The following is a 23,401-nucleotide window of genomic DNA, read 5'->3' as shown; positions in this document are numbered from 1 at the left end:
GCGTTTGCCTTTTTCAAGCTCAATCGAAATGCTTCGGACTTCGGTGCCGCCGGGCAGTCAGGAATGCCGGCGGCGCAATACAAGGATGGGCGCGACGGGCGTCACGAGACGCCTGTGTAAGCGCCCAGGATGCAGTGATCGGGGGCGGCAGGCGGCGGCGCAATGCGGCGGGCCGCAGCGGCGCCGTTCATCGTCGCGGCCATTGCGCGGACGGGAAAGTGTACCGATGCACGGTACGAAACGGGATGACGGATACGTGACGCGACGGGCGTCGGGAGAAGCGGTGCTCCGGCGGCCCGACGGACGCGGGCCCGGTGTTCCGGTACGAGTGCGTAAAGGCTCATCGTTGTTCTTTTGCGTATGCGGGTGCAGGAACCGCGCGGCCGGCGCGTTCCGCTCCAAAGGCACGGACGTATCCTGCGCCGACCGGCATGCAGCGTCAAGCGGTTGTCGCAGTGCAGCGAACCGCTGCGTTGCGCCGTTGGAACGCAGGTATCGAAACCGCTTTCGGCACGGTAAGGATTCGCAGGACAGCAACCTGTCACGCTCGCTCAGGATTGCTTGTCATCGCCTGCGGCAAGCTTCCGGATTGAAAGCTTGTGACATGGCGCGAGCGTCTTACGTTGCCGCCGCGCCGCCCTGCTCCTGCGCGAGAAACCGCTCGACCATCGCGTTGAACACCGGCAGCGCCGGATTGTCGTTGTCCGCGCGCCAGGCGAGATACAGCTCGGCCGCCACGTCGACGCCCGCGAGCGGCCGGAACACCACGCCGTCGACATGCAGTTCGCGCGCCGACGCCGGCACCAGCGCGGCGCCAAGCCCCGCGCGCACCAGGCCGAGAATCGTATGCGTCTGCCCGACGTAATGCAGGTAGTTCGGCAAGCGGCCGGCGCCCGCGAACATCCCCGAGATCATGTCGTGGAAGTACTTCCCCTCGTTCGGCGAATACGCGATGAACGGCTGCCGGTCGAGCTCGTCCGGGCCGATCCGCTCATACGCGGCGAGCGGTGCGCCCTGCGCGACCGCGACGAGCATCGGCTCGCGCTGCACGAGCCGGTATTCGAGCGGATGGCGCGCGGCGCGCTGGCGCACGAAGCCCGCATCGAGCATGCGCGACGCAAGCGCGTCGATCTGCACGGTCGACACCATTTCGCGCAATTCGACATCGACGTCCGGCAGCGCATGCGCCGCATGCGCGAGCAGCACCGGAATCATCCGGTACGCGCTGACCGCCGTGAAGCCGAGCGTGATGCGGCCGGCCCCACCGTGCGCGACGCGCTGCGCGGCCTGCTCGGCCCGCGCGGAAAACTCGAGGATGTGTCGCGCATCGCGCAGAAAGCGCTCGCCGGCCGCGGTCAGCCTGACCTGCCGGCTGCTGCGCTCGAGCAGCGCGATGCCGAGCGCGTGCTCGAGCAACTGGATCTGCCGGCTGAGCGGCGGCTGCGTCATGAAGAGCCGCTTGGCCGCACGCCCGAAATGCAGTTCCTCGGCGACGGCGACGAAGCAGCGAAGCTGGTTCAGCTCAATCATTCAAATCTTGAATCAATCGATAGTCTTTTGATGTTAGACCAACATCGATCCGATTCCTATACTCGGTTGAACCAGACGACCGGGACCTTCATGACCATCGACATCCTGCTATGTCGGTCCGTACTGCATCACGGCGCTCACCTGTTTCTTCGTCACGTGGTTCCCGATCTGCCTGATCCAGGGACGCGGGATGACGATCATGGAAGCCGGCCGCGCCGCCCAGCGAACGAACCGAAGTCCGCGGCGTTACGCGCGCTGGCGGCTGCCCGGCGTGTGCCCGACCGTGAGCCGGTCGAGTTCGCGCAGGTCGTTTTCCAGCGCGGGCGTGAGCGTCGTGCGCAGATGGTCGAGGAAGGTGCGGATCTTCGCGTCGAGATAGCGGCGCGTCGCATAGACGGCGTACACGCTGACCGTCTGCAGCCGGTACTCCGGCAGCACGCGGATCAGCCGCCCTTCGCGAAGGTCGTCGAGCACCGTGTACAGCGCGACGCACGCGATGCCGCGCCCCGCCCGCACCGCGACGCACAGTGCATCCGGCACGTTGACCTGGAACGGTGCCGGCTGCAGTTCGTAGACGGTCTCCTCGTCGTCGCCGCGCTCGAGCCGCCACTCGCTGGCCGGCGATGCCGGCGTATCGAGGCGCAGGCACACGTGGTTCGGCAGGTCTTCCGGCGTCGTCGGCGTGCCGTGCCGCGCGAGGTAGTCGCGCGATGCGACCAGTACGCTGCAGCTCGTGCCGCAGGTCTGCGCGACGTAGCCGGAATCGGGCAACTGCGACGCGGTCACGATCGACACGTCGTAGCCCTCCTCGACGAGGTTCGGCATCCGCTGTGCGAGCGTCAGCTCGACCGACACGTCCGGGTTGTCTTCCTGGTAGCGCACGATCGACGACACGACATGACTCTGCCCGAGCCCCGTCATCGCATGGATACGCATCTTGCCGCTCGGCCGCAGCAGCGCGTTGCGCGCTTCGGCGTTCGCGTAGTCGATTTCGGCGAGGATCGATTTCGCCCGCTCGAAGTAGCGCTCGCCGCTTTCGGTGAGGCCGAGATGACGCGTCGTGCGATGCAGCAGGCGCGTCTGTACGTGCGCTTCGAGATTCGAAACCGCGCGCGACACCTGCGCGGTGGTCGCGTCGATTTCTTTTGCGACCGCGGTGAAACTGCCGGCTTCGACAACGCGCACGAACAGGCGCATGTTTTCGAGCATGTCCATTGAATTGGCTTGGGGAGTGTCGGTGGGGAAACGTCGGCGGCGCTCGCGTCAGAAGGGAATCGACGCGTGCGCGCCAACGCCGCGCAAGCGATCGCCATGCCGGGGAACGGGCGGGAGAGCGGGCATCGCGTGCGTGGCTGTGGCATATCGGGGAATTCGGTGGCCGGAATTGTACGCCGCCGCAGACAAAATTGCGCGATCGCGCGGCCGCCATGCTCCCGCCCAATGAAAGGTTATTGCAAGCATCATGCATCGCGCGCATGGACCGCGTTGATGCGCGAGCGGCAATTTGTATCACAACGCGATATAATTTCGGTTCTCTTGCGCCGGATCATCCGCGCCGTCATTTTTACCGCTTACCGTCCATGTCGTCAGGCTCCTCCCCGTCGCGCCGCACGTTCCGCCAATGGCTGCACAGCTTCATTCCCCATCCGATGACGCTCGGCTGGCGCGAGCGCATGCGCTCGTGCATGGGCGCGCTCGTCGGCATCGCGACGGTTGGCGTCACGATGCGGCTGCTGCCGGGCGTGCCGGGCCTCATGCCGCTGCTGGTCGCGCCGATGGGCGCGTCGGCCGTGCTGCTGTTCGCGGTGCCCGCGAGCCCGCTCGCGCAGCCGTGGTCGATCATCGGCGGCAATCTGGTGGCGGCGAGCGTCGGCATCGCCTGCGCGCAATGGATCGCCGATCCGATCACGGCCGCCGCGGTCGCGGTCGCCCTCGCGATCGGCGGCATGTTTGCGCTGCGCTGCGTGCACCCGCCGTCGGGCGCGGTCGCGCTGACGGCCGTGCTCGGCGGCCCAGCGATCCATGCGCTCGGCTTCGGCTTCGTGGTCGAGCCGATCGCATTGCAGTCGGGAATCCTGCTGTCGGCCGCGCTCGTGTATCACGCGCTGACGGGCCACCGTTATCCGCACGGCGGCGTGCGTCCCGACGCGAAACCGCAAGCTAGCAGCGCGGCGCCCGTACGCGGCGGCTTCACGCGCGCCGATCTCGACGCGGTGCTCAAGCGCCGCAGCGAATGGCTCGACGTCGATCCGGACGACCTCGAAATGCTGCTGCGCGAAACCGAGATGCAAGCGTATACGCGCACGTTCGGCCAGCTCACGTGCGCCGACCTGATGACGAAGAACGCGATCGAAGTCGCGCCGTCCACGTCGGTGGCGGCCGCGCTGACGCTGCTCGAGCGCCATCGCGTGAAGGCGCTGCCCGTCGTCGACGGCGACGATCGCCTGATCGGCATCGTCACACGCGCCGACCTCACGCGCCAGGTGCGCCGCCCGACCCCGCTGTGGCAACGGCTGTCCGCGCGGCTGCCGCAGTCGTTCGGCGGCCAGCCACCGAGCGTCGCCACCGTGATGACCCGCGACGTCGCGGCCGTGCCGCAGACCATGCCGATCACCGCGCTGGTGCCGCTGTTTACGCACTCGGGCCACCATCACATCCCGGTCGTCGATGCATCGCGCCGGCTCGTCGGGATCATTACGCAGACCGATCTCGTCACGGGCCTGTACCGGCAAACGCAGATGCTGGAAGCCGCGTAACCCGAACGAACGGCACCGACGCACGGCGCAATGCTGGTCATTTCGCCGAAAATCGGCCATTTATATCATATTGTGATATATTATCCGATACCGAAACCGCCTGTCCGACCGACTGCAATGACCGATAACCGCCGCTCGCTGACCAAAAGCGATTTCCAGCAACTGTCCGAGTTCCGCTACCAGATGCGCTGCTTCGAGCGCTTCTCCGAACGCGCCGCGCAAAGCGAAGGCGTAACGCCGCTGCAATACCTGCTGCTGCTGCACATCAAAGGCTACCCGCACCGTGAATGGGCAACCATCGGAGAAATCGCCGAACGCCTGCAGGCGCAGCATCACGGCGTCGTCGCGCTGGTGACGCGCTGCGAGGCGCTTGGGCTCGTGAAGCGCAAGACGAGCGAAGCGGACCGCCGGCAGGTCGAGGTGCACCTCGAAGAGGCCGGCGAAACGCTGCTCGCCCGCCTCGCGGCCATGCATCGCGCCGAGCTGAAATCGCTCAAGGGCACGTTCCAGGTTCCGCAGATCGATTACTGACCCAAGCTTTACCGACCTTTCCTCACGCCGATGAACGCACCACACAAACGCGATTTCTCGACCAATGAACGCTTGCCCAGGATCGCGTTGCTGGCCGCCGGGATCGGCTTGCTCAGCACGCTGGCTGCGTTCGTGCTGTTGAGCCTGATTCACCTGTTCACGAACCTGTTCTTCTTCCAGCAGTTTTCGTTCGCCGATCGTTCGCCCGCCAACAATACGCTCGGCGCATGGGTGATCATCGTGCCGGTGATTGGCGGGTTGATCGTCGGGCTGATGGCGCGCTTCGGTTCGGAGAAGATCCGCGGCCATGGCATTCCCGAGGCGATCGAGGCGATCCTGTTCGGCAAGAGCCGCATGTCGCCGAAGGTCGCGATCCTGAAGCCGCTGTCGTCGGGCGTCGTGATCGGCAGCGGCGGCCCGTTCGGGGCCGAAGGCCCGATCATCATGACGGGCGGCGCGCTCGGCTCGCTGATCGCGCAATGCGTGCACGTGACCGCCGCCGAGCGCAAGACGCTGCTCGTCGCGGGCGCGTCCGCCGGCATGACCGCCGTGTTCGGCACGCCGGTCGCCGCCGTGCTGCTCGCGGTCGAACTGCTGCTGTTCGAATGGCGTCCGCGCAGTTTCCTGCCGGTCGCGCTCGCCTGTGCGGTCGCCGGTTTCGCACGCGCGGTGTTCTTCGGCGTCGAGCCGCTGTTTCCGCTGACCACCGCGTCGCCGACGCCCGTCGCGCTGCTGTCGTGCATCGTTGCGGGCCTGCTGTCAGGCATGCTCGCGTGCGGCCTGTCGGCTGCGCTGTACCGCGTCGAAGACGCCTTCGCAAAGCTGCCGGTGCACTGGATGTGGTGGCCGGCGCTCGGCGCGGTCGTGATCGGCATCGGCGGGTGGCTCGAGCCGCGCGCGCTCGGCGTCGGCTATGACGTAATCGGCGACCTGCTGCACCAGCACATCGCGCTGAAGATCGCGCTGGCGCTGTTGATCGTGAAAGCCGTGATGTGGGTGATCGCGCTCGGCTCCGGCACGTCCGGCGGCGTGCTCGCTCCGCTGTTGATGCTCGGCGCGGGCCTCGGCACGGTGCTGTCGCCGGTGCTGCCCGGCGGCGATCCGGCGCTGTGGCCGCTCGTCTGCATGGCCGCCACGCTCGGCGCCACGCTTGGCGCACCGCTCACCGCGATCGTGTTCGCGTTCGGCCTCACGCACGATGCAAACGCGCTGCTGCCGCTGCTCGCGGCAACGCTCGTCGCGCACGGTTTCGCGACCATCGCGATGAAGCGCTCGATCATGACGGAAAAGATCGCGCGCCGCGGTTATCACATCTACCGTGAGTACGGCGTCGATCCGCTCGAACGTCATGACGTGGCTGAAGTGATGACGTCCGCCGACGCGCTCGTCGCGATCGATGGCGCCACGCCGCTCGACGCCGTCGAGTCGAAATACTTCGGCGCGAAGCAGACGCACCGTGCCTACCCGGTCGTGCAGAATGGCCGCCTGCTCGGCCTCGTCGATCGCGCGACGCTCGACGTGCACCGCGCGCATGCCGGGCCCGACGCGCCGCTCGCGAGCGCATTCGCCGATCGCGCTCCGGCCGTCGCGCAGGCACACGAGACCTGCCGCGTGGTCGCATCGCGACTCGCGGTGCTCGGCCTCGAACGCCTGCCCGTCGTCGACGATCCGCAATCGCTGCGCCTCACCGGCATCGTGTCGCGCAGCGACCTGATCAAGCCCACGCTCCAGCACTTCGACGACGAACAGAAGCGCGAGCGCTTCCGCCCGGTCGTGCCGGCCAACCTGCGCGATATTGGCGCCCGCAAGACCGGCTGATCTTTGCAGCGGTGCACGGCGCTCCGGCCGCGCATCGTTCTCTGCGTCGTCTCGCGCCGTCCGAAACGGCGCGTCCGGCGTTTGAACTTCGTTGACAATTGATCGGACGGAAGTTTGTCATCATGGTGCTCATGCGACGGGGCCACCATTCAGCCATTCCAATTCGTCATCCAATAAAGAAGCGTCGCGGCGCGACATGCAGACACATGCAGCACGCCGCGGCCATCAATCCGCCACACCACCGGGCAGCGAGTCGACCTCACGAAGCATGACGTCGTTGCCGCGTCCCCGCCTCCATGCGGGCCGCACGCGACGTATGCCGCAGCGCCGCAGAACACACAGCATCCGGATCGCCGTTTGGCAAGCGCGTTAACAACTTGTTGCGGAATCGCCGGAACCGCATGGGTCCGATGCAATCTCACAGAGACGCAGTTCTGCTGCGCATCCCACTCAATCAATCACGACTCGAGGGAGATAAAACGTGAACATGAAATACTTACCGCTCATCGCATTGACCGTGGCAATTTCTGCGCATGCAGCCGATCCGGCCATGCAGAATGTGGGACAAAGCCAGAAATCCGCTCAGGACGTCTCGGCGTGCATCGCCAAGACTTGGGCCGACAAGTCGCAACAACAGGTCGTCTCGCAGAACGTGCTCGCCAACGGTCTGGCGACCGATGTCTACGTACCGGGCCAGCAACCGCCGAACGGCGCGGCCGCGATGGTTCGCCCTTCGTCGAAGGCGGATGCCAAGACGTGGGTCGGCATGCGTGGCGACGCCGCTTCCGCCGGCGACATCACCGCCTGCCTGTAAGCCCCGCATCGGACGGCATTGCGCCGTCCGCACGCGACGAGCCCCGCTTCGGCGGGGCTTTTCGTTTGTGCGCGTCGGCCGCGCGCATGCGCCGCGGCCGATGCCTGCACGCTTACAGGTAGCTGCAGACGTAGTCGAGCGTCTCGAGCACTTCGATGTCGAAGCGGCTCTTGCCCGGCACCGAGAACGACTCGCCTGCGCCATAGGTTTGCCACTCGTTGCTGCCGTCGAGCTTCACGCGGCACTTGCCGGCCTGCACTTCCATCAATTCGGCCGCGTCCGTGCCGAAGTTGAGCGCGCACGGCAGGATCACGCCGAGCGTCTTGCGCGTGCCGTCCGGGAAAAGCACGGTATGCGACACGCACTTGCCGTCGAAGTAGACGTTCGCGCGCTTGACGACCGATACGTTGTCGAATTGGGTTGCACTGGTCATGTGATGCCTCTGATTGCTGGATGCCGGATGGCGTGTTGTCGGAAGCCGGCCGTGGTGGCAGGCCGGCCGCTATGATACCGGCTCGCGGCGAGCGAGCCGCAAGCGGGACTTGCCGGGGATGCCCGGCAGATAGTCAGGATCACTACTTGAAGCGGCGCATGCCCTCGCATGCACCGTCTCATCCGAGCCCTTTGCGTCGTGCGGAATCGCGCAGGCAGTCGAGCAGCATCGCCGCGGCCGGCGTGAGCGGGCTGTCGCGGCGCGTGACGACCTGCACGGATACACCCGGCAGCCGCTCGCGGATCGGCAGCACCGCGAGCTGGTCGCGCGCCCACTCGCCCTGCAGCAGTTGCTCGGGCATCGACGCGATCAGGTCGCAGCCCGTCATCAGGCTGTGCGCGAGCCCGAAGCTCGGGCATTCGACCACCCGCTGCGGCACCGGCAGCCCATATGCAACGAACGAATTGAACAGCACCTGGGTCGAGCTTTCGGGCGACGGATTCATCAGCCAGTCGGCGTCGACGAGATCGGCGAGCGACGTAGCCGACGCGAGCGGATGCCCCTTGCGCGCGACGATCAGCGATCGGCTCGCATAGAGTTCCGCGTGATCGAATTCGGCCGCCAGCAATTCGGGCACGACGACGGCGACCGCGAAATCGAGCGAGCCGTCGTGCAGCCGCGGCAGCGCGACGCCCGGAAACCCTTCGATCAGGTTGACGCGCGCGACCGGAAAGCGCCGCCGGAACGCGCGAAACGCATCGGGCAGGATCGTCACCGCGGCCGCCGGCGTGATCGCCGCCGCGACGGAGCCCGTCATCGCGCCCTGCGCCTGCTCGATGTCGTCGCGGGCGCGCTGCATTTCGGCGACGATCAGCCGCGCGCGCACCTGCAATTGCTGGCCGAACGCGGTGAGCTGCACGCCACGCGCCGTACGCACGACGAGCGATACGCCGAGCGCGATCTCCAGCTCCTTGACCGCCTTCGTCAGCGCCGCCGGCGACACGTTCAGGCGCCGCGCGGCCGCGCGAATGCTCCCTTCTTCCGCAACGGTGACGAACGCTTTCAGCTGATGGTATTTCATGGGGCAATGCGTGATCCGTGGAAACCCTGTGCGTCGCGACGCTTGCCGGCCAAGGGTATTCCCGAGCGGCAACCAGTGGTGTGCACCAAAGCAATTTAGCAGCTTCTGGTGCGCAAAAGAAATTTATATGCTTGCTCGTCATAGGCGCGTCAAACGCCCCTCCCCGCCCCACAGGAGACACCATGCTGCAAGCCGTGAACCCCGTCATCCCCGGCATCGCCGCGATCGCGCCCGACCTGATCGAAGTGCGCCGCCGCATCCACGCACACCCGGAACTCGCGTTCGAGGAAACGCTGACGAGCGATCTCGTCGCCGAGCTGCTCACGGGCTGGGGCTACGAAGTGCACCGCGGTATCGGCAAGACCGGCGTCGTCGGCGTGCTGCGCGAAGGACAAGGCACGCGCACCGTCGGGCTGCGCGCCGACATGGATGCGCTGCCGCTCGCCGAGACCACCGGCCTGCCGTACGCGAGCCGCCATGCGAACAAGATGCATGCGTGCGGCCACGACGGCCACACCGCGATGCTGCTGTGCGCGGCGCGTCACCTGGCAGCCACGCGCCAGTTCTCCGGCACGCTGAACCTGATCTTCCAGCCGGCCGAGGAAAACTTCGGCGGTGCGAAATCGATGATGGACGACGGCCTGTTCGACCGCTTCCCGTGCGACGCAATCTTCGCGATCCACAACATGCCGGGCCGCGCCGCCGGCGACATGGCGTTCCGCACCGGCGCCGCGATGGCGTCGGCCGACCGTGTGACGATCACGCTGCGCGGCGTCGGCGGTCACGGCGCGATGCCGCATTTCGCGCGCGACCCGATGTCGGCCACGGGCAGCATCATGGTCGCGCTGCAGACGATCGTCGCGCGCGAGGTCGATGCGCAGCATGCGGCCGTGATCACCGTCGGCAGCGTGCAGGCCGGTGAGACCTTCAACATCATTCCGGAAACCGTCGTGATGAAGCTGTCGGTGCGCGCACTGAACGCCGACGTGCGCGCGCTGCTCGCACGCCGCATCGAAGCCCTCGTGAAGGGCCAGGCGGAAAGCTTCGGCGTCGCGGCGGAAGTGGATTACGACTACGGCTATCCGGTGCTCGTCAACCATCCGGAACCGACCGCGTTCGCCGCCGACATCGCGCGCCAGATGCTCGGCGCCGAACGCGTCGAAACCGACGCCGCGCCGCTGATGGGCAGCGAGGACTTCGCGTTCATGCTCGAGGCGCGCCCCGGCTGCTATGCATTCATCGGCAACGGGATCGGCAGCAAGGGGGGCTGCATGGTGCACAACCCCGGCTACGACTTCAACGACGACATCCTCGCGATTGGCGCGAGTTACTGGGTTCGCGTCGCCGAAGCCTGGCTCGCGGCCTGACGGCCCTTCATCACGCAGTTCCGCGCCTTAGCAGGGGAACCTCATGGAAACGTCCGCCCTTTCGTTCGCCGGCTCGCCGGCCGATGCCCGCGCCGCCGCGAAGAAACGCCGCCTGATCGCGGCCGCCGCGGTCGGCAACGCGCTCGAGTTCTACGACTTCACGGTCTACAGCTTCTTCGCGATCCTGATCGGCAAGCTGTTCTTTCCCGTGCACTCGTCGTTCGGGCAGTTGATGCTCGCGGTCGCGAGCTTCGGCGTCGGCTTCGTCACGCGTCCGCTCGGCGGGCTCGTGATCGGCATGTACGCCGACCGCGCCGGCCGCAAGAAGGCGATGATCCTCACGCTGCTGCTGATGGCGCTCGGCACCGCGACAATCGCGGTCGCGCCGACCTTCGCGCAGATCGGCCTCGCCGCGCCACTGCTGCTCGTGCTCGCGCGGCTGCTCCAAGGGTTCGCGTCGGGCGGCGAAGTGGGCGCGTCGACGACGCTGCTGCTCGAACAGGCGCCGCAACACCGCCGCGGCTTCTACGCGTCGTTCCAGTTCTCGAGCCAGGGGCTCGCCGCGCTCGCGGGCGCGCTGACCGGTGTCGCGCTGACGTCGACGCTGAATGCCGCGCAGCTCGAAAGCTGGGGCTGGCGCGTGCCGTTCATCATCGGCACGCTGTTCGTGCCGATCGGCTACTGGCTGCGCCGCACCGTCGAGGAAGTACCGCCTGCCGCGCCCGCTGCCGCCGCCACGCACGACGAGCCGGTCGCGTCGCTGCCGCTCGCCGCCGTGCTGCGCCATCACGGCAAGGCCGTGTTCGCGGGCCTCGGCGTGACGATCGGCGGCACGTCGATCCACTACATCATCGTGTTCTACATGGCGATCTACGGCGTGCAGGTGCTGCAACTGCCGACCTGGCTGTCGATGACTGCCGGCTGTGTCGCCGGCGCGATCCTGATGCTCGTGACGCCGATCGGCGGCCACCTCTCCGATGTCTACGGACGCAACCGGATCGTCTGGTGGACGCGCATCGCGCTGATGGCCGCGATCTATCCGGCGTTCATCGCGCTGAACCGCTGGCCGGGCGCCGCGTCGCTGCTGTCGATCATCGCGGCGCTGTCGATCGTGCATGCGATCAACATCGGCGCGACGGGTGCGATGCTCGGCGAGTTGTTCCCGCGTGCGGTGCGGGCGACTGGTGGGGCGCTGGTGTATAGCGTCGGCGTCGCGATCTTCGGCGGCTTCGCGCAGTTCTTCGTCACCTGGCTGATCGCGGCGACCGGCAACCCGAATGCGCCCGCGTGGTATGCGATCGGCTGCGGCGCGTTCACGCTGCTCGCGATTCGCTGCATGGACGAGAAGGCCGGGAAGGCGCTCGATTGATCGGTGGGCGGTGGGTGGCGCGTCATTGACGTCGCGCCCTCGCATCGGGGCATGATCATTCAATGCATAACGCCACGATCACCCTTTCGACGACCACGCGCACGACCGCCTCAGGCGGGTCCGTGCGGCGAATGCGCGCAAGATCGTAGCGTCACAGATTCCCACAGGCCCCGCCGGTTCCGGACGGGGTCTCGTCGTTTCTCCGTCTGCATCGGCTGTTCAGGAGAAACACGATGTCCGAAGTCCCTTCCCCCAAACGTGCACTGCTCGTCATCGATATGCAGGTCGGGCTGTTCCATGGCCCCGATCGTCCGCATGACGCTGAACGTGTGCTGGCCAACATCAACCGGCTGATTCGTCGCGCGCACGAAGCCGGTGCGCCTGTGTTCGCCGTGCGCCACACCGGCCCGGCTGGCTCGCCGATCGCGCCCGATGCGCCACTGGCCGCGCTGCTGCCGGAGCTCGCGATCGATACGGCACGCGACATCGTGTTCGACAAGACCCGGCCGAGTTGCTTCGCGGGCACGCGGCTCGCCGAGTGGCTGCACGCGGCTGGTATCGGGGAAATCGGCTACAAAACAGCGGACGGACAACGTGCCGTTCCATACAGGATCAATTTCCCAGATACACCCACTCCCAGTAATCACGAGTCGACACCAACGCACACGCACCTCAACGCCCCAGCAAGCCCCGTAAACGCAAAAAGGCACGAGCCTTTCACCGCCCGTGCCTTTCCCTACGCAACCCTTCCCGCTCAGAACGTATGCATCATCCCAACATACGCACCCGTCTGCGACTCGCCCGTCATCGGGCTCGTCCCCGACGTCGCGTCGCGCGGCGACGCCAGCAGCGAGAAGTTCGAATTCCCGCCATTGCGCACATACGCGACGGTCCCATACAGGAACGTGCGCTTCGACAGGTTGTACGTGGTGCCGAGCACGTACATGATCGCGTGGCCCGACGGATCGTGCGACGCATCGCCGCCGCCATCGCCCACCTTCACGTAATACCCGCCGCCCGTCACGGCCCATTGCGGCGTCGCCGTATACGTCGCACCAAGCCAGTAATGATCCGCACGATCGGCGACGCCGGCCGGGCTGTCCGGCGCCTGGTAATGCGTATACGCGCCCTGGATCTTGAACTTCGACACCTTCACGTTCGCGCCGACGAAATACTCGCGCGATGCGGTGAAGATGTTGCTGAACTTGCCGTTGTTGTCGCGCAGCTCGTCATAGATGCCGCGCACGTCGAGCACCGGCGAATGGTACGAGATCATGATCCCGTCCGAGCGGCCGAAATCGTCGGCCGCGCCGTAGTTGAAGCCGCGCGACTGGTTGCCGAACGCATACTGCGCCTGCACGTCGAAGCCGCCGATCACCGGGCTGTGATACTCGATGTTGTTGCTGCTCTGCTGCCAGTTGCGGCCGCGCACGAGTGATGCCGACGAAAACGCCTGCTGCACGAACGGATCGAATTCCCACACGCCGTCGCTGTCGATGAACAGGTTGCGGCCGGCCTGCAGCTGGCCCCACGTGTTGCTCTTCAACCCGACATACGCGCGGCGCGACCACATGCGTCCACCGCCCGTCGTGCCGTTCATCACCTGGAACGCGGTTTCCAGGTTGAAGACCGTCGACATCCCGCCGCCGAGATCCTCGAAACCCTTCAGGCCGAACATGCTGGTACCCCAGTCGCCGCCTTCCGCGCTCCAGCGCGTCGAGCTGCCGTTCGGTGTCGCGATGTGGTTCAGGTATTCGACGCCGCCGTCGATACGGCCATACAGCGTCACGCTTGTTTGTGCGGACGCGGCCGCCGGTGCGGCGGCCGCGATCAGCCATGCTAGATGTTTGAGTCGCAAAGTCATGCCCCCTCGCAGTCTGGACCGTCCGACACGCGCCCCATGCGCGCGCCGGCGATCCGTTCACCCGCGATCGATCGAAAAACGTCCGGGGCCCGCCGCGCACAGCGCGAGCAGGCCGCCCGAGATCGCGATGTTCTTGTAGAAATGAATCATGTTGTTCATCTGCTCGCCGCCCGTCATCGTCCAGTAGTGGTGGCCGATGAGCGCGGTGCCGATCGTATACAGCGCAAGCAGCAGCGCAAGCGGCCGCGTCTGGAAGCCGACAAGGAGCGCGATGCCGACGAACAGCTCCATCACGACGGCGATCGCCGCCGAGATGATCGGCGCGGGCGCGCCCTCGCTTCCCATGAACGCGATCGTGCCGGAGAAGTCGGCGATCTTCTTCCAGCCGAACATCACGAACAGGATCACGAGCAGGATTCGGGACAGCAGCAGCAGCACATCGCGCTGGGACGCGAGAAACGGTTGATTCGGTGTCATGGTGTGATCAACGAAAGCGATGCGCGAACCGCGCGCACCGGATTGCCAACGAACCAGGACGGGCGGCCGCCAGTGCCGCCCGCCCCGCTCTGCAACAACCGGCATCGGGGCCCGCCCGATGTGCTGTGCTCCTCCTCTTTCAGAGTTGCGCTGCTTGGTACCATTTACTACCGCTTCATGCCCGGCCTCAACGTGCCTTCGCGACGTCCTGCTCGGTCACCTTCGCGGCCGGATTGCCGAACTGACCCGTCAGGTAGTTCGCCAGCGCGGCGATCTGCGCATCCGACAGCTCGTTGCGGAACGCGGGCATCCCGATGTCCTCGCTGCCGGCCTTGCGCTGCACGCCGTTCAGGATCACCTGCACGAGGTTCGTCGGATTCGACGCGCCCACCGTCGAGTTGTGGAACAGCGACGGGTAATAGCCGTCCGGCGTGCCCTTGCCCTGCATCTGGTGACAGCTCGCGCAGTTGCCGAGATACAGCCGCGCCGGATCGATGCCCGACGATGCGAGCGGCACGCCACGCAACTTCAGGCCGTCTTCCGCCGGCTTGCCCCACGACGAACGCGACTGCTTCGCGTCGCCGCTGGCCACTGCCGGCACCGTATGGACGTAGGTTGCGATCGCACCGATGTCGGCGTCGGTCATCTTGGAGAAGCTGTGCTCGACCGCCTCGGCCATCGGACCGGCCGCCTGCGCGACGCCCGGCACGCTGCCGGTACGCAGGTACTGGACGAGCTGCTGCTGCGTCCAGCCGCCGATCCCCGCATTCGGGTCCGACGTGATGTTGTAGCCGTCCCAGCCAGCAAGCACCGAGCCCGACAGGAAGCTGCCGCCGGTCTCGTCGAGCGACTTCTCCTGCATCGCGATGCCGCGCGGCGTGTGGCACGTGCTGCAGTGCGCGAGGCCCTGCACCAGGTACGCACCGCGGTTCCACTCGGCACTCTGCGACGGCTTCGGCTGGTACGCGCCGTCCTTCAGGAACAGCCAGTTCCAGATCTTCAGCGGCCAGCGCATGCTCAGCAGCGCGGGAATCTCGTTCTTCGGCGGCGCCTGCTTGACCGGCTCGACGCCGTGCATGAAGTACGCGTACAACGCCTGCACGTCGTCGTCGTTGATCTTCGCGTACGACACGTACGGCATCGCCGGGTACAGGTTGGCGCCGTTCTTCGACACGCCGTGACGCACCGCGCGCTCGAAGTCGTCGAACGTCCAGTTGCCGATGCCCGTGTCGGGGTCCGGCGTGATGTTGCTCGTATAGATCTTGCCGAGCATCGGCACCGGCATCCCGAGGCCGCCGGCGAACGGCTTGCCGCCCTTCGCGGTGTGACAGGCCATGCAGTCGCCCGCGACCGCGAGATATTCGCCGCGCTTGATCTGCGCGGGATCGGCCGAATCGGCCGCGCGCACGAGCCCCGGCAGCGCGAGGCTGCCGGCGAGGAGGAAGGTGAGAGTAGATTTCCGCACGGTCAGACTTCCTTCTTCAGCGTGTCCGACATCCGCAGCGCCAGCGCCGCGATCGTCAGCGTCACGTTCACCGTACCGACGGTCGGCATCGTCGAGCTGCTCGAGATGAACAGGTTCGGATGGTCGAACGTGCGGCAGTCCTTGTCGACGACCGAGTCGCGTGCATCCGCGCCCATGATCGTCGCGCCCGTGATGTGATTGTTCGGCGCGAATTCGTCGTTGAACACGACTTCCGTGCCGCCCAGCACCTTCGCGGCCGTCGCGTAGACCTCGCGCGTATGCACGGCGCCGCGCTTCACGTAGTCGTCGATCGCATACGTGATTTCCGGGCGCGGAATGCCGACCGCGTCGGTGGCCGTCTTGCTCGGCACGATGCGATTCTCGGGCTGCGGCAGGATTTCGTGGAAGCAGTCGAACTGCACGTAGCGCGCGGAACGATCGCGGATCTGCGCGTCGAGCTCGTCGGCCTTCATCAGCTTGCCGGCCTTGAAGATCTTCTGCGTCTCCTGGTTGATGCGCGACATGTTCGACAGGTGGATCTTCTTCGCGGCTTCGGTCGCGCGGAACGGGCCGTCGCGGAAACCGATCAGCGACGTCATCTCCTGCGGGCCGCGGCCCGGCCACAGCTTGTCGCTCGCGTAGAACGACACGCCCGTGCCCGGGTGGTCCATCAGGTTGCGCCCGACCATGTCGGAGCTGTTCGCGACGCCCTTCGGGAAATCGCGGTTCGCCGACATCAGCAGGATCTTCGGCGTCTCGATGCCGTTCGCGGCCACCACGAAGTACTTGCCTTCGACGCGATGGTCGGCGCCCGTCTTGTCCTTGTAGATCGCGGCGACGATGCGCTTGTCCGGACCGGTCTCGAGCTTGTAGACGACCGCGCTGTCGATCAGCTTCGCGCCCGCCTGCTCGGCCTTCTCGACGTGCACGATGCCGTTGTACATCGCGCCGATCGGGCAGATCGGCATGCAATTGTTGTTTCCGCAACAAGTCGGCCGGCCGTCGTACGGGCGGCTGTTGCGCGCGACCGGCTCGGTCACGACGTGGAACTTCGGGTCATAGCCGTTGAGCGCGCTCTTGATCGTCTGCTCGTTGAACGACAACGGCAGCGGCGGCATCGGGTACGGCTGCTTGCGCGGCGAGTACAGGTCTTCCTCGGGACCGGGGCCCCACACGCCGAGCTCTTCCTCGGCGCGCTGGTAGTAATGCTCGAGGTCGTCGTACTGGATCGGCCAGTCGCGGCCGACGCCGTACACCGTCTTCATCTTGAAGTCGTTCGGGATGAAGCGCCACGCCGACGCGGCCCAGTGCCACGTCGTGCCGCCCACCGCACGGATGTACTGCGAGTTGAACTTGTGCTCGCCCTTCAGGACCAGGTAGTCGTTCGGCGGGCCGTATTCCGGATGCGGCGCCCACGGGCTCGACGGGTACGGCGCCATGAAGTCCGTCTTGTCGGGCTGGTTGCGAAAGCGCTCGACGATCTCTCCGCGCGGCATGCGCGGGCCTGCTTCGAGCAGGATCACTGACTTGCCCGCCATCGCGAGCTGGTGCGCGACGATCGCGCCTGCGACACCGGACCCGACGACCACGACGTCGGCCTTTTGCGTATCGGTATCCGCCATCAGGCTTGCCTCTCGATCGGTTTTTCGGCCCAGAAGCCGGGTTTGTTGGGGCAATACGAAGGAATCACGAGCGTATCGGACACGACGCTGAACATTAATGCTTCTTCGTAAGTAATCACGACGTTGTCGACGATGCCGAGATACCACGCCTCGAGAATCGACAGCGCGGCGGCCTGCTGATCGGAATCCAATGAACCGGACGCGAGCGCGCCGGCGAGTTGCGACAGGCCGTCGGCCGTCTTGACCGAACCCTTCTGCAGCGCGTGCAGGAAGCGTTCGCCGAGCACGCGGTTCAGCCCTTTCTTGCCTGTCAGTGCTTCGGAGAGCGTCATGAACGTATCGAGCGGCGCGGTGCCGGGATTATCGGCCAGGGCCCGCAACGCCAGCGAGCCGGTGAGGCCCGCCGCCGTCAGCGCCAGTGCGCCCTGCAGCCATTGACGCCGCGTGATGCCAGATACGGTTGCGTCACTTGCGCGACGCGAGTGGGGGGTGTTGTCGTTGTGCATGTTTCCTTCTCTCGAACACCGGATTCGGGAAAACCACGCTTGATATTTCTCAAACTTTCGCGCGGCCCTGAAATGTACGCGCACAATTCGAATCGGACAATGCTTTTATAGTCCATTAAATGTTCCGCAAGCCGAGACAATCGACATTTCGCTGCATCTTTGTGTCGTCGACGCGACAATTCTGCATCGGGACGCAGTGTGTCGCAAGCCGACGACACGCCCCGTCCCATCCCGTCATCCGCTCACAAGCGCGTCGGTTAGAATCCCGTGCAATCAAACAGAAAGCTTCCCTCCGAGGGCATCGAGCGATGAAGCAGCACAATAAACACAACAATACGCATCAATCCAATCACACCACACGGCTACTCTGGCGCATCGGCGCGATCGCGGCGCTCGGCGCCGCCGCGGCACTGTCGCTGCATGCGCTCGCTGCGCGCACCGTGAGCGTGTCGCCGCAAGGCACGGTCACCGAAGTCCGGCAAAGCGTCGTCAAGTTCGACGAACCGATGGTCGCGTTCGGTTCGGCGTCCGCGCCGAACCCCGCGCGCATGACCTGCAACGATTCCACCGCCGCACGCGGCCAGGGCCATTGGCTCGACGACAAGACCTGGGTCTACGATTTCGAGAACGACCTGCCGCCGGGCGTGCGCTGCTCGGTCGCGCTCAACGATTCGCTGCGCTCGGTCGCCGGCAATGCGGTGAGCGGCCCGCGCCGCTTCACGTTTCAAACCGGCGGCCCGTTCCCGGTGACGGTGCGCCCCGGCTCGCGCGAGATCGAGGAGCGCCAGGTCTTCGTGATGAAGCTGAACGGCCCGGCCGAGCCGCGTTCCGCGCTCGCGAACATCTGGTGCGAAGCGGCCGGCATCGGCAACCGCATCCCCGTCACGGCCGCCGACGACGAGACCCGCAACGCGCTGCTCGACCACTTCGGGCTGAAGAAGGACGCCGCGCGCGTGCTGACGCTGTCGTGCGCGCAGGCGCTGCCCGCGAGCGCGAAGATGCAGCTCGTCTACGGCAAGGGCGTCGCGAGCCCGAGCGGCATCGCGAACGACACCGAGCGCCGCTTCGACTTCACGGTGCGCGCGCCGTTCGCCGCGAGTTTCTCGTGCGAACGCGAGAACGCGAAGGCGCCCTGCACGCCGCTGCGCCCGCTGACGCTGTCATTCAATGCGCCGATCTCGCGCAAGAACGCCGAGGCGATCAAGCTGCGCGGTCCTGACGGTTCGCTTTCGCCGACCTTCGGGGCCGACGACCACAGCGACGAAGTGACGACCGTCACCTTCAACCCGCCGCTGCCCGCGCAGGCGAACCTGACGATCGAGCTGCCGTCCGGCCTGCGCGACGTGACCGACCGCGCGCTCGCGAACGCCGACCTGTTCCCGCTCGCAACGCGCACCGCACCGATGCCGCCGCTCGCGAAATTCTCGTCGGGCACCTTCGGGATCGTCGAGCGTTTCGCCGAACCCGATACGCCTGCGCTCGTGCCCGTCACGCTGCGCAACGTGGAGGCCGACCTGCATATCGCGGGCCTCAACACGCGCGGCGCACAATTCTCGAACCTGAAGGTGGACGACGACACCACGATCCGCCAATGGATGCGCACCGTCGAGCGCTTCGACAACTGGGCGATGACGGCCGGCACGATCGACGAGCGCATGCCGGGCCTGCTCCGGCGCACGGGCCAGCACCCTGTCTACGTGCCGCTCGAGGCCGGTGAAAAGATGCCCGCGCCGCAGAATCGCCGCATCGACGTGCGCTCGCTGTCGCTGCTCACCGGCGAGCCGGGGGCCCAGGCGATGACGCTGCCCAAGGCCGATCCGAAGACGCTGCGTCCGTTCGAGGTCGTCGGCGTGCCGATCGACAAGCCCGGTTTCTACGTGCTCGAACTCGCGTCGCCCGCGCTCGGCCGCTCGCTGCTCGCGAAGCCGTCGAGCATGTACGTGCGCACCACCGTGCTCGTCACGAACCTCGGCGTGCATCTGAAACAGGGCCGCGAGAACAACCTCGTGTGGGTCACGACGCTCGACAAGGGCAAGCCCGTGCCGAACGCGCGGATCCGCGTGTCGGATTGCAACGGCGACGAGATCGCGACCGGCAAGACCGATGCGCAAGGCCTGCTGAAGATCGACGGTCCATTCGAGCCGAAGCACGAATGCAGCCAGTCGGAACGCTTCGACGACTACTTCGTGTCGGCGCGCGTCGACGATCCGAAGACGGGCCCCGACATGGCGTTCGTCAGCTCGAACTGGAACCGCGGGATCGAATCGTGGCGCTTCAACGTGCCGACCGATACCGGCAGCGAACCGACCGTGCGTGCGCATACCGTGTTCGACCGCACGCTCCTGCGTGCCGGCGAAACCGTGTCGATGAAGCACTTCCTGCGCACCGAGACGCTGCAGACCCTCGCGTTCCCGGCGCAATACCCGACGCGCGTGAAGATCCGCCATCTCGGCTCCGACCAGACCTACAAGCTGCCGCTCACGTGGTCGGCCGACCACAGCGCGGACACGCAGTTCCCGCTGCCGCCCGCGGCCAAGCTCGGCGAATACAGCGTCACGCTCGAAGGCGGCCCGGACGATGCGCCGACCACCAGCTACTACAGCGGCAGCTTCCGCGTCGAGGCGTTCCGCCTGCCGGTGCTCAAAGGGTCGATCGGCGCGCGCGACGCGCAGAAGAGCCCGCTCGTCGCGGTCAAGGAAGCGCCGCTCGCGGTGCAGATCGACTACGTGTCGGGCGGCGGCGCATCGAACCTGCCCGTGCAGGTGTCGGCGCTGATGAAGTGGGCGTCGCCGCCGTTCGCGGATCGCTTCGAGGACTTCAGCTTCATGCCCTATCGTCCGGAGCGCAGCGACGGCAACGCCGACGACGATTCGCAGGACGGCGACAACGCGTCGGCCGCCAACAACGATCCCGACGCGACCCGGCTGATCGCGGACAAGCTGCCGCTGACGCTCGACCGCAACGGTGCGGGCGCGGTCACGCTCAAGGGCCTGCCCGACGTCGACGCGCCGAAGCGCATCGCGCTCGAGGCGACGTTCGCGGACCCGAACGGCGAAGTGCAGACGATCCGCGGCGACACGATCCTGTGGCCGGCCGCGGTGGTCGCCGGCATCAAGGCCGGCCGCTGGGTGTCGGTCGGCCAGCGCGTGCCGGTGCAGGCGCTCGCGGTCGACCTGCAGGGCAAGCCGCGTGCGTCTGTGTCGATCGAGATCAAGGGCGTCGCGCACGTCACGACGTCGTCGCGCAAGCGAATGGTCGGCGGCTTCTACGCGTATGACAACAAGAGCGACACGCGGGACCTCGGCGTGCTGTGCTCGGGCAAGACCGACGACAAGGGCCGCATGGCCTGCGACGCGACGCTCGAACAGGCCGGCAACGTCCAGTTGATCGCGGTCGCGAAGGACGGCGACGGCCGCACGTCGAACGCGTCGACGTCCGTCTGGGTCACGCGCGAGGACGAACTGTGGTTCGGCGGCGACAACACCGACCGGATCGACGTGATTCCGGAGAAGACGTCCTACGAGCCGGGCGAAACGGCCCGCTTCCAGGTGCGCATGCCGTTCCGCTATGCAACGGCGCTGGTCGCGGTCGAGCGCGGCGGCGTGATGGAAACGCACATCGTCGAACTGAACGGCAAGAACCCGACCGTCGACCTGAAGGTCGGCGAATCGTGGGGGCCGAACGTCTACGTGTCGGTGCTCGCGTTGCGCGGCCGGATTCGCGAGGTGCCGTGGTACTCGTTCTTCACGTGGGGCTGGAAGGCGCCCGTCGAATGGGCGCGCGCGTTCTGGCGCGAAGGCCGTCACCATGAAGCGCCGACCGCGTTCGTCGACCTGTCGAAGCCCGCGTTCCGCTACGGCCTCGGCGAGATCAAGGTCGGCACCGGCGTGCATCGTCTCGGCGTGACCGTGACGACCGACGCGACGCGCTACACGGTGCGCGGCAAGGCGCAGGCGCACGTGAAGGTCACGCTGCCGAACGGCCAGCCCGCGCCTGCCGGCACGCAGATCGCGGTCGCGGCCGTCGACGAGGCGCTGCTCGAATTGATGCCGAACAACAGCTGGGACCTGCTCGACGCGATGCTGCAGCGACGCGCGTACGGCGTCGAGACGGCCACCGCGCAGATGGAAATCGTCGGCCGCCGCCACTTCGGCCGCAAGGCCGTGCCGGCCGGCGGCGGCGGCGGCAGCGCGCCGACGCGCGAGCTGTTCGACACGCTGCTGCTGTGGAATCCGCGCGTGACGCTCGACGCGAACGGCAGCGCAAGCGTCGAGGTGCCGCTGAACGACGCGCTCACGCGCTTCCGTATCGTCGCCGTCGCGGCGGTCGGCCCGGACCGCTTCGGCACCGGCAGCACGTCGATCCGCAGCACGCAGGACCTGCAACTGATCTCCGGCCTGCCGCCGCTCGTGCGCGAAGGCGATGCGTTCCGCGCACAGGTCACGCTGCGCAACACGACCGACCGCGCGATGCAGGTGGTCGTGACGCCGCGCGTGACGGGGCTCGACGTCGCGCCGCAAACCGTGTCGCTCGCGGCCAACGCGGCGACCGAAGTCGCGTGGACGATCACCGTGCCCGAGCAGGCGCTCGACGCGGCCGGCGCGCTGAACTGGCGCATCGAGGCGGCCGAGCAAGGCGGCAAGCGCGCGGCCGATGCGCTGGCCGTCGCGCAGAAGGTCGTGCCCGCACTGCCGGTGACCGTGCAGCAGGCCACGCTCACGCAGGTCGACGGCACCCTGACGGTGCCCGTGTCGGCCCCGGCCGGCGCCGTCAACAACGCGCAGGGCGCGCCGCGCGGCGGCATCGCCGTGTCGCTGCAGTCGAAGCTCGCGGACGGCCTGCCCGGCGTGCGGCGCTGGTTCGAGCGCTATCCGTACCGCTGTCTCGAACAGCAGACGTCGCGTGCGATCGGCCTGCACGACGCCGCGCAATGGCAGGCGCTCGTTGCGCGGATGCCCGTCTACCTCGACAGCGACGGGCTCGCGAGCTACTTTCCGCCGTCGTCCGACGATGCGCACTACGGCAGCCCGACGCTGTCGTCGTACCTGCTCGTGGTCGCCGACGAAGCCGGCCGACTCGACCCGCGCTTCGCGCTGCCGGAAGACCTGCGCACGCAACTCGAAGCCGGGCTCGCGCGCTTCATCGACGGCCGCATCGAGCGCAACGCATGGGCGCCGCGCCAGGATCGCGACCTGCGCAAGCTGGCCGCGATCGAGGCGCTGTCGCGTTACGGTGCCGCGCAAGGCCGCATGCTCGGCTCGATCGAAATCGCGCCGAACCAGTGGCCGACGTCGGCGGTGATCGACTATCACGCGATCCTCACGCGCGTGAAGGACATCCCGCAGCGCGACGAGAAACGCGCGCAGGTCGAGCAGATCCTGCGTGCGCGCCTCACGTACCAGGGCACGCAGCTCGTGTTCTCGACCGCGCGCGACGACGACCTGTGGTGGCTGATGACGAGCAACGAGACCAACGCCGCGCGCCTCGCGCTGGAATTCGCGGGCGACCCGGCATGGAAGGACGAGATGCCGCGCGTGACGGCCGGCCTGCTCGCGCTGCAACGCCAGGGCGCATGGCAGACGACGACGTCGAACGCACTCGGCCAGCTCGCGGTCGAGCGCTTCTCGCGCACGTACGAGAGCGTGCCGGTCGCCGGCACGACGAAGGTCGCGCTCGGCGGCAACGAGCGTGCGATCCCGTGGTCGCAGGCACCGGCACCCGCCGACGCGCCCGCATCGGCCACCGCCGCGACGCGCGCCGCCGCCGCA

Annotated in this window: 16 protein-coding genes and 1 pseudogene; 8 read left to right on the top strand and 9 right to left on the bottom strand. The window is 67.0% G+C overall.

All coding sequences use genetic code 11. From position 1 onward, the window contains the following. Positions 1-618 precede the first annotated feature (618 nt). Together F3J14_RS19210 and F3J14_RS19205 are read right to left on the bottom strand one after the other, a co-directional pair. On the bottom strand, positions 619-1,530 hold the full coding sequence (locus F3J14_RS19210; protein WP_166724359.1) for a LysR substrate-binding domain-containing protein: 912 nt from the start codon (positions 1,528-1,530) through the stop codon (positions 619-621). A 246-nt stretch (positions 1,531-1,776) separates the two neighbouring features. Then, positions 1,777-2,745, bottom strand: coding sequence for a LysR family transcriptional regulator (locus F3J14_RS19205; RefSeq protein ID WP_166724358.1), 969 nt, complete (start codon positions 2,743-2,745; stop codon positions 1,777-1,779). 365 nt (positions 2,746-3,110) lie between these two features. On the opposite strand from F3J14_RS19205, the gene F3J14_RS19200 reads away from it, so the two are divergent. From F3J14_RS19200 to F3J14_RS19185, 4 genes are all read left to right on the top strand, one after another. Beyond that, positions 3,111-4,286 (top strand): HPP family protein, encoded by a 1,176-nt coding sequence (locus F3J14_RS19200; protein ID WP_166724357.1) that lies wholly within the window; start codon positions 3,111-3,113, stop codon positions 4,284-4,286. A 117-nt stretch (positions 4,287-4,403) separates the two neighbouring features. Beyond that, complete coding sequence (locus F3J14_RS19195) at positions 4,404-4,817, top strand: helix-turn-helix domain-containing protein (protein WP_166724372.1); 414 nt, start codon at positions 4,404-4,406, stop codon at positions 4,815-4,817. Positions 4,818-4,847: 30 nt separating this feature from the next. Beyond that, a complete protein-coding gene (locus F3J14_RS19190; RefSeq protein ID WP_166724356.1) occupies positions 4,848-6,635 on the top strand; it encodes a chloride channel protein in 1,788 nt (595 codons plus the stop codon). A 487-nt stretch (positions 6,636-7,122) separates the two neighbouring features. Then, positions 7,123-7,449 (top strand): hypothetical protein, encoded by a 327-nt coding sequence (locus F3J14_RS19185; RefSeq protein WP_166724371.1) that lies wholly within the window; start codon positions 7,123-7,125, stop codon positions 7,447-7,449. A gap of 112 nt (positions 7,450-7,561) precedes the next feature. On the opposite strand, the gene F3J14_RS19180 is transcribed toward F3J14_RS19185, so the two are convergent. Together F3J14_RS19180 and F3J14_RS19175 are read right to left on the bottom strand one after the other, a co-directional pair. Further along, on the bottom strand, positions 7,562-7,882 hold the full coding sequence (locus tag F3J14_RS19180; RefSeq protein ID WP_006751994.1) for a pyrimidine/purine nucleoside phosphorylase: 321 nt from the start codon (positions 7,880-7,882) through the stop codon (positions 7,562-7,564). A gap of 178 nt (positions 7,883-8,060) precedes the next feature. Next, positions 8,061-8,963, bottom strand: coding sequence for a LysR substrate-binding domain-containing protein (locus tag F3J14_RS19175; protein ID WP_006751995.1), 903 nt, complete (start codon positions 8,961-8,963; stop codon positions 8,061-8,063). Between the two features lie 182 nt (positions 8,964-9,145). Between F3J14_RS19175 and F3J14_RS19170 the strand changes: the two genes are divergently transcribed. From F3J14_RS19170 to F3J14_RS19160, 3 genes and pseudogenes are all read left to right on the top strand, one after another. Continuing rightward, entirely contained in the window at positions 9,146-10,330 is a 1,185-nt protein-coding gene (locus tag F3J14_RS19170; protein WP_166724355.1) for a M20 aminoacylase family protein, read from the top strand. Positions 10,331-10,373: 43 nt separating this feature from the next. Continuing rightward, entirely contained in the window at positions 10,374-11,699 is a 1,326-nt protein-coding gene (locus F3J14_RS19165) for an MFS transporter (RefSeq protein WP_166724354.1), read from the top strand. Positions 11,700-11,932: 233 nt separating this feature from the next. Further along, positions 11,933-12,268, top strand: a pseudogene (locus F3J14_RS19160) (isochorismatase family protein); the annotation flags it as partial. Positions 12,269-12,453: 185 nt separating this feature from the next. On the opposite strand, the gene F3J14_RS19155 reads toward F3J14_RS19160, so the two are convergent. The 5 genes from F3J14_RS19155 to F3J14_RS19135 all read right to left on the bottom strand — a co-directional run bounded on the left by F3J14_RS19155 (position 12,454) and on the right by F3J14_RS19135 (position 17,633). Continuing rightward, complete coding sequence (locus F3J14_RS19155) at positions 12,454-13,563, bottom strand: porin (protein ID WP_211080370.1); 1,110 nt, start codon at positions 13,561-13,563, stop codon at positions 12,454-12,456. A gap of 57 nt (positions 13,564-13,620) precedes the next feature. Continuing rightward, on the bottom strand, positions 13,621-14,145 hold the full coding sequence (locus F3J14_RS19150) for a DoxX family protein (RefSeq protein WP_324251299.1): 525 nt from the start codon (positions 14,143-14,145) through the stop codon (positions 13,621-13,623). Between the two features lie 82 nt (positions 14,146-14,227). Continuing rightward, positions 14,228-15,505: a cytochrome c gene (locus F3J14_RS19145; protein ID WP_166724352.1), complete on the bottom strand. Its 1,278-nt coding sequence runs from the start codon at positions 15,503-15,505 to the stop codon at positions 14,228-14,230. Between the two features lie 2 nt (positions 15,506-15,507). Next, on the bottom strand, positions 15,508-17,127 hold the full coding sequence (locus F3J14_RS19140; RefSeq protein ID WP_166724351.1) for a GMC family oxidoreductase: 1,620 nt from the start codon (positions 17,125-17,127) through the stop codon (positions 15,508-15,510). Beyond that, entirely contained in the window at positions 17,127-17,633 is a 507-nt protein-coding gene (locus F3J14_RS19135) for a sugar dehydrogenase complex small subunit (RefSeq protein WP_166724369.1), read from the bottom strand. Before F3J14_RS19135 ends, F3J14_RS19140 begins: the two co-directional genes overlap by 1 nt. 308 nt (positions 17,634-17,941) lie before the next feature. Between F3J14_RS19135 and F3J14_RS19130 the strand changes: the two genes are divergently transcribed. Next, positions 17,942-23,401, top strand: a 5,460-nt coding sequence (locus tag F3J14_RS19130; protein WP_166724350.1) for an MG2 domain-containing protein, incomplete at its 3' end; no start/stop codon positions are given.

It is taken from the genome of Burkholderia sp. Tr-862 (genome assembly GCF_011753085.1).
Classification (GTDB): Bacteria; Pseudomonadota; Gammaproteobacteria; order Burkholderiales; family Burkholderiaceae; genus Burkholderia; species Burkholderia ambifaria.
Note: the sequence above shows the minus strand (reverse complement) of the source record. Positions and strands in the feature narration are given on the sequence as shown.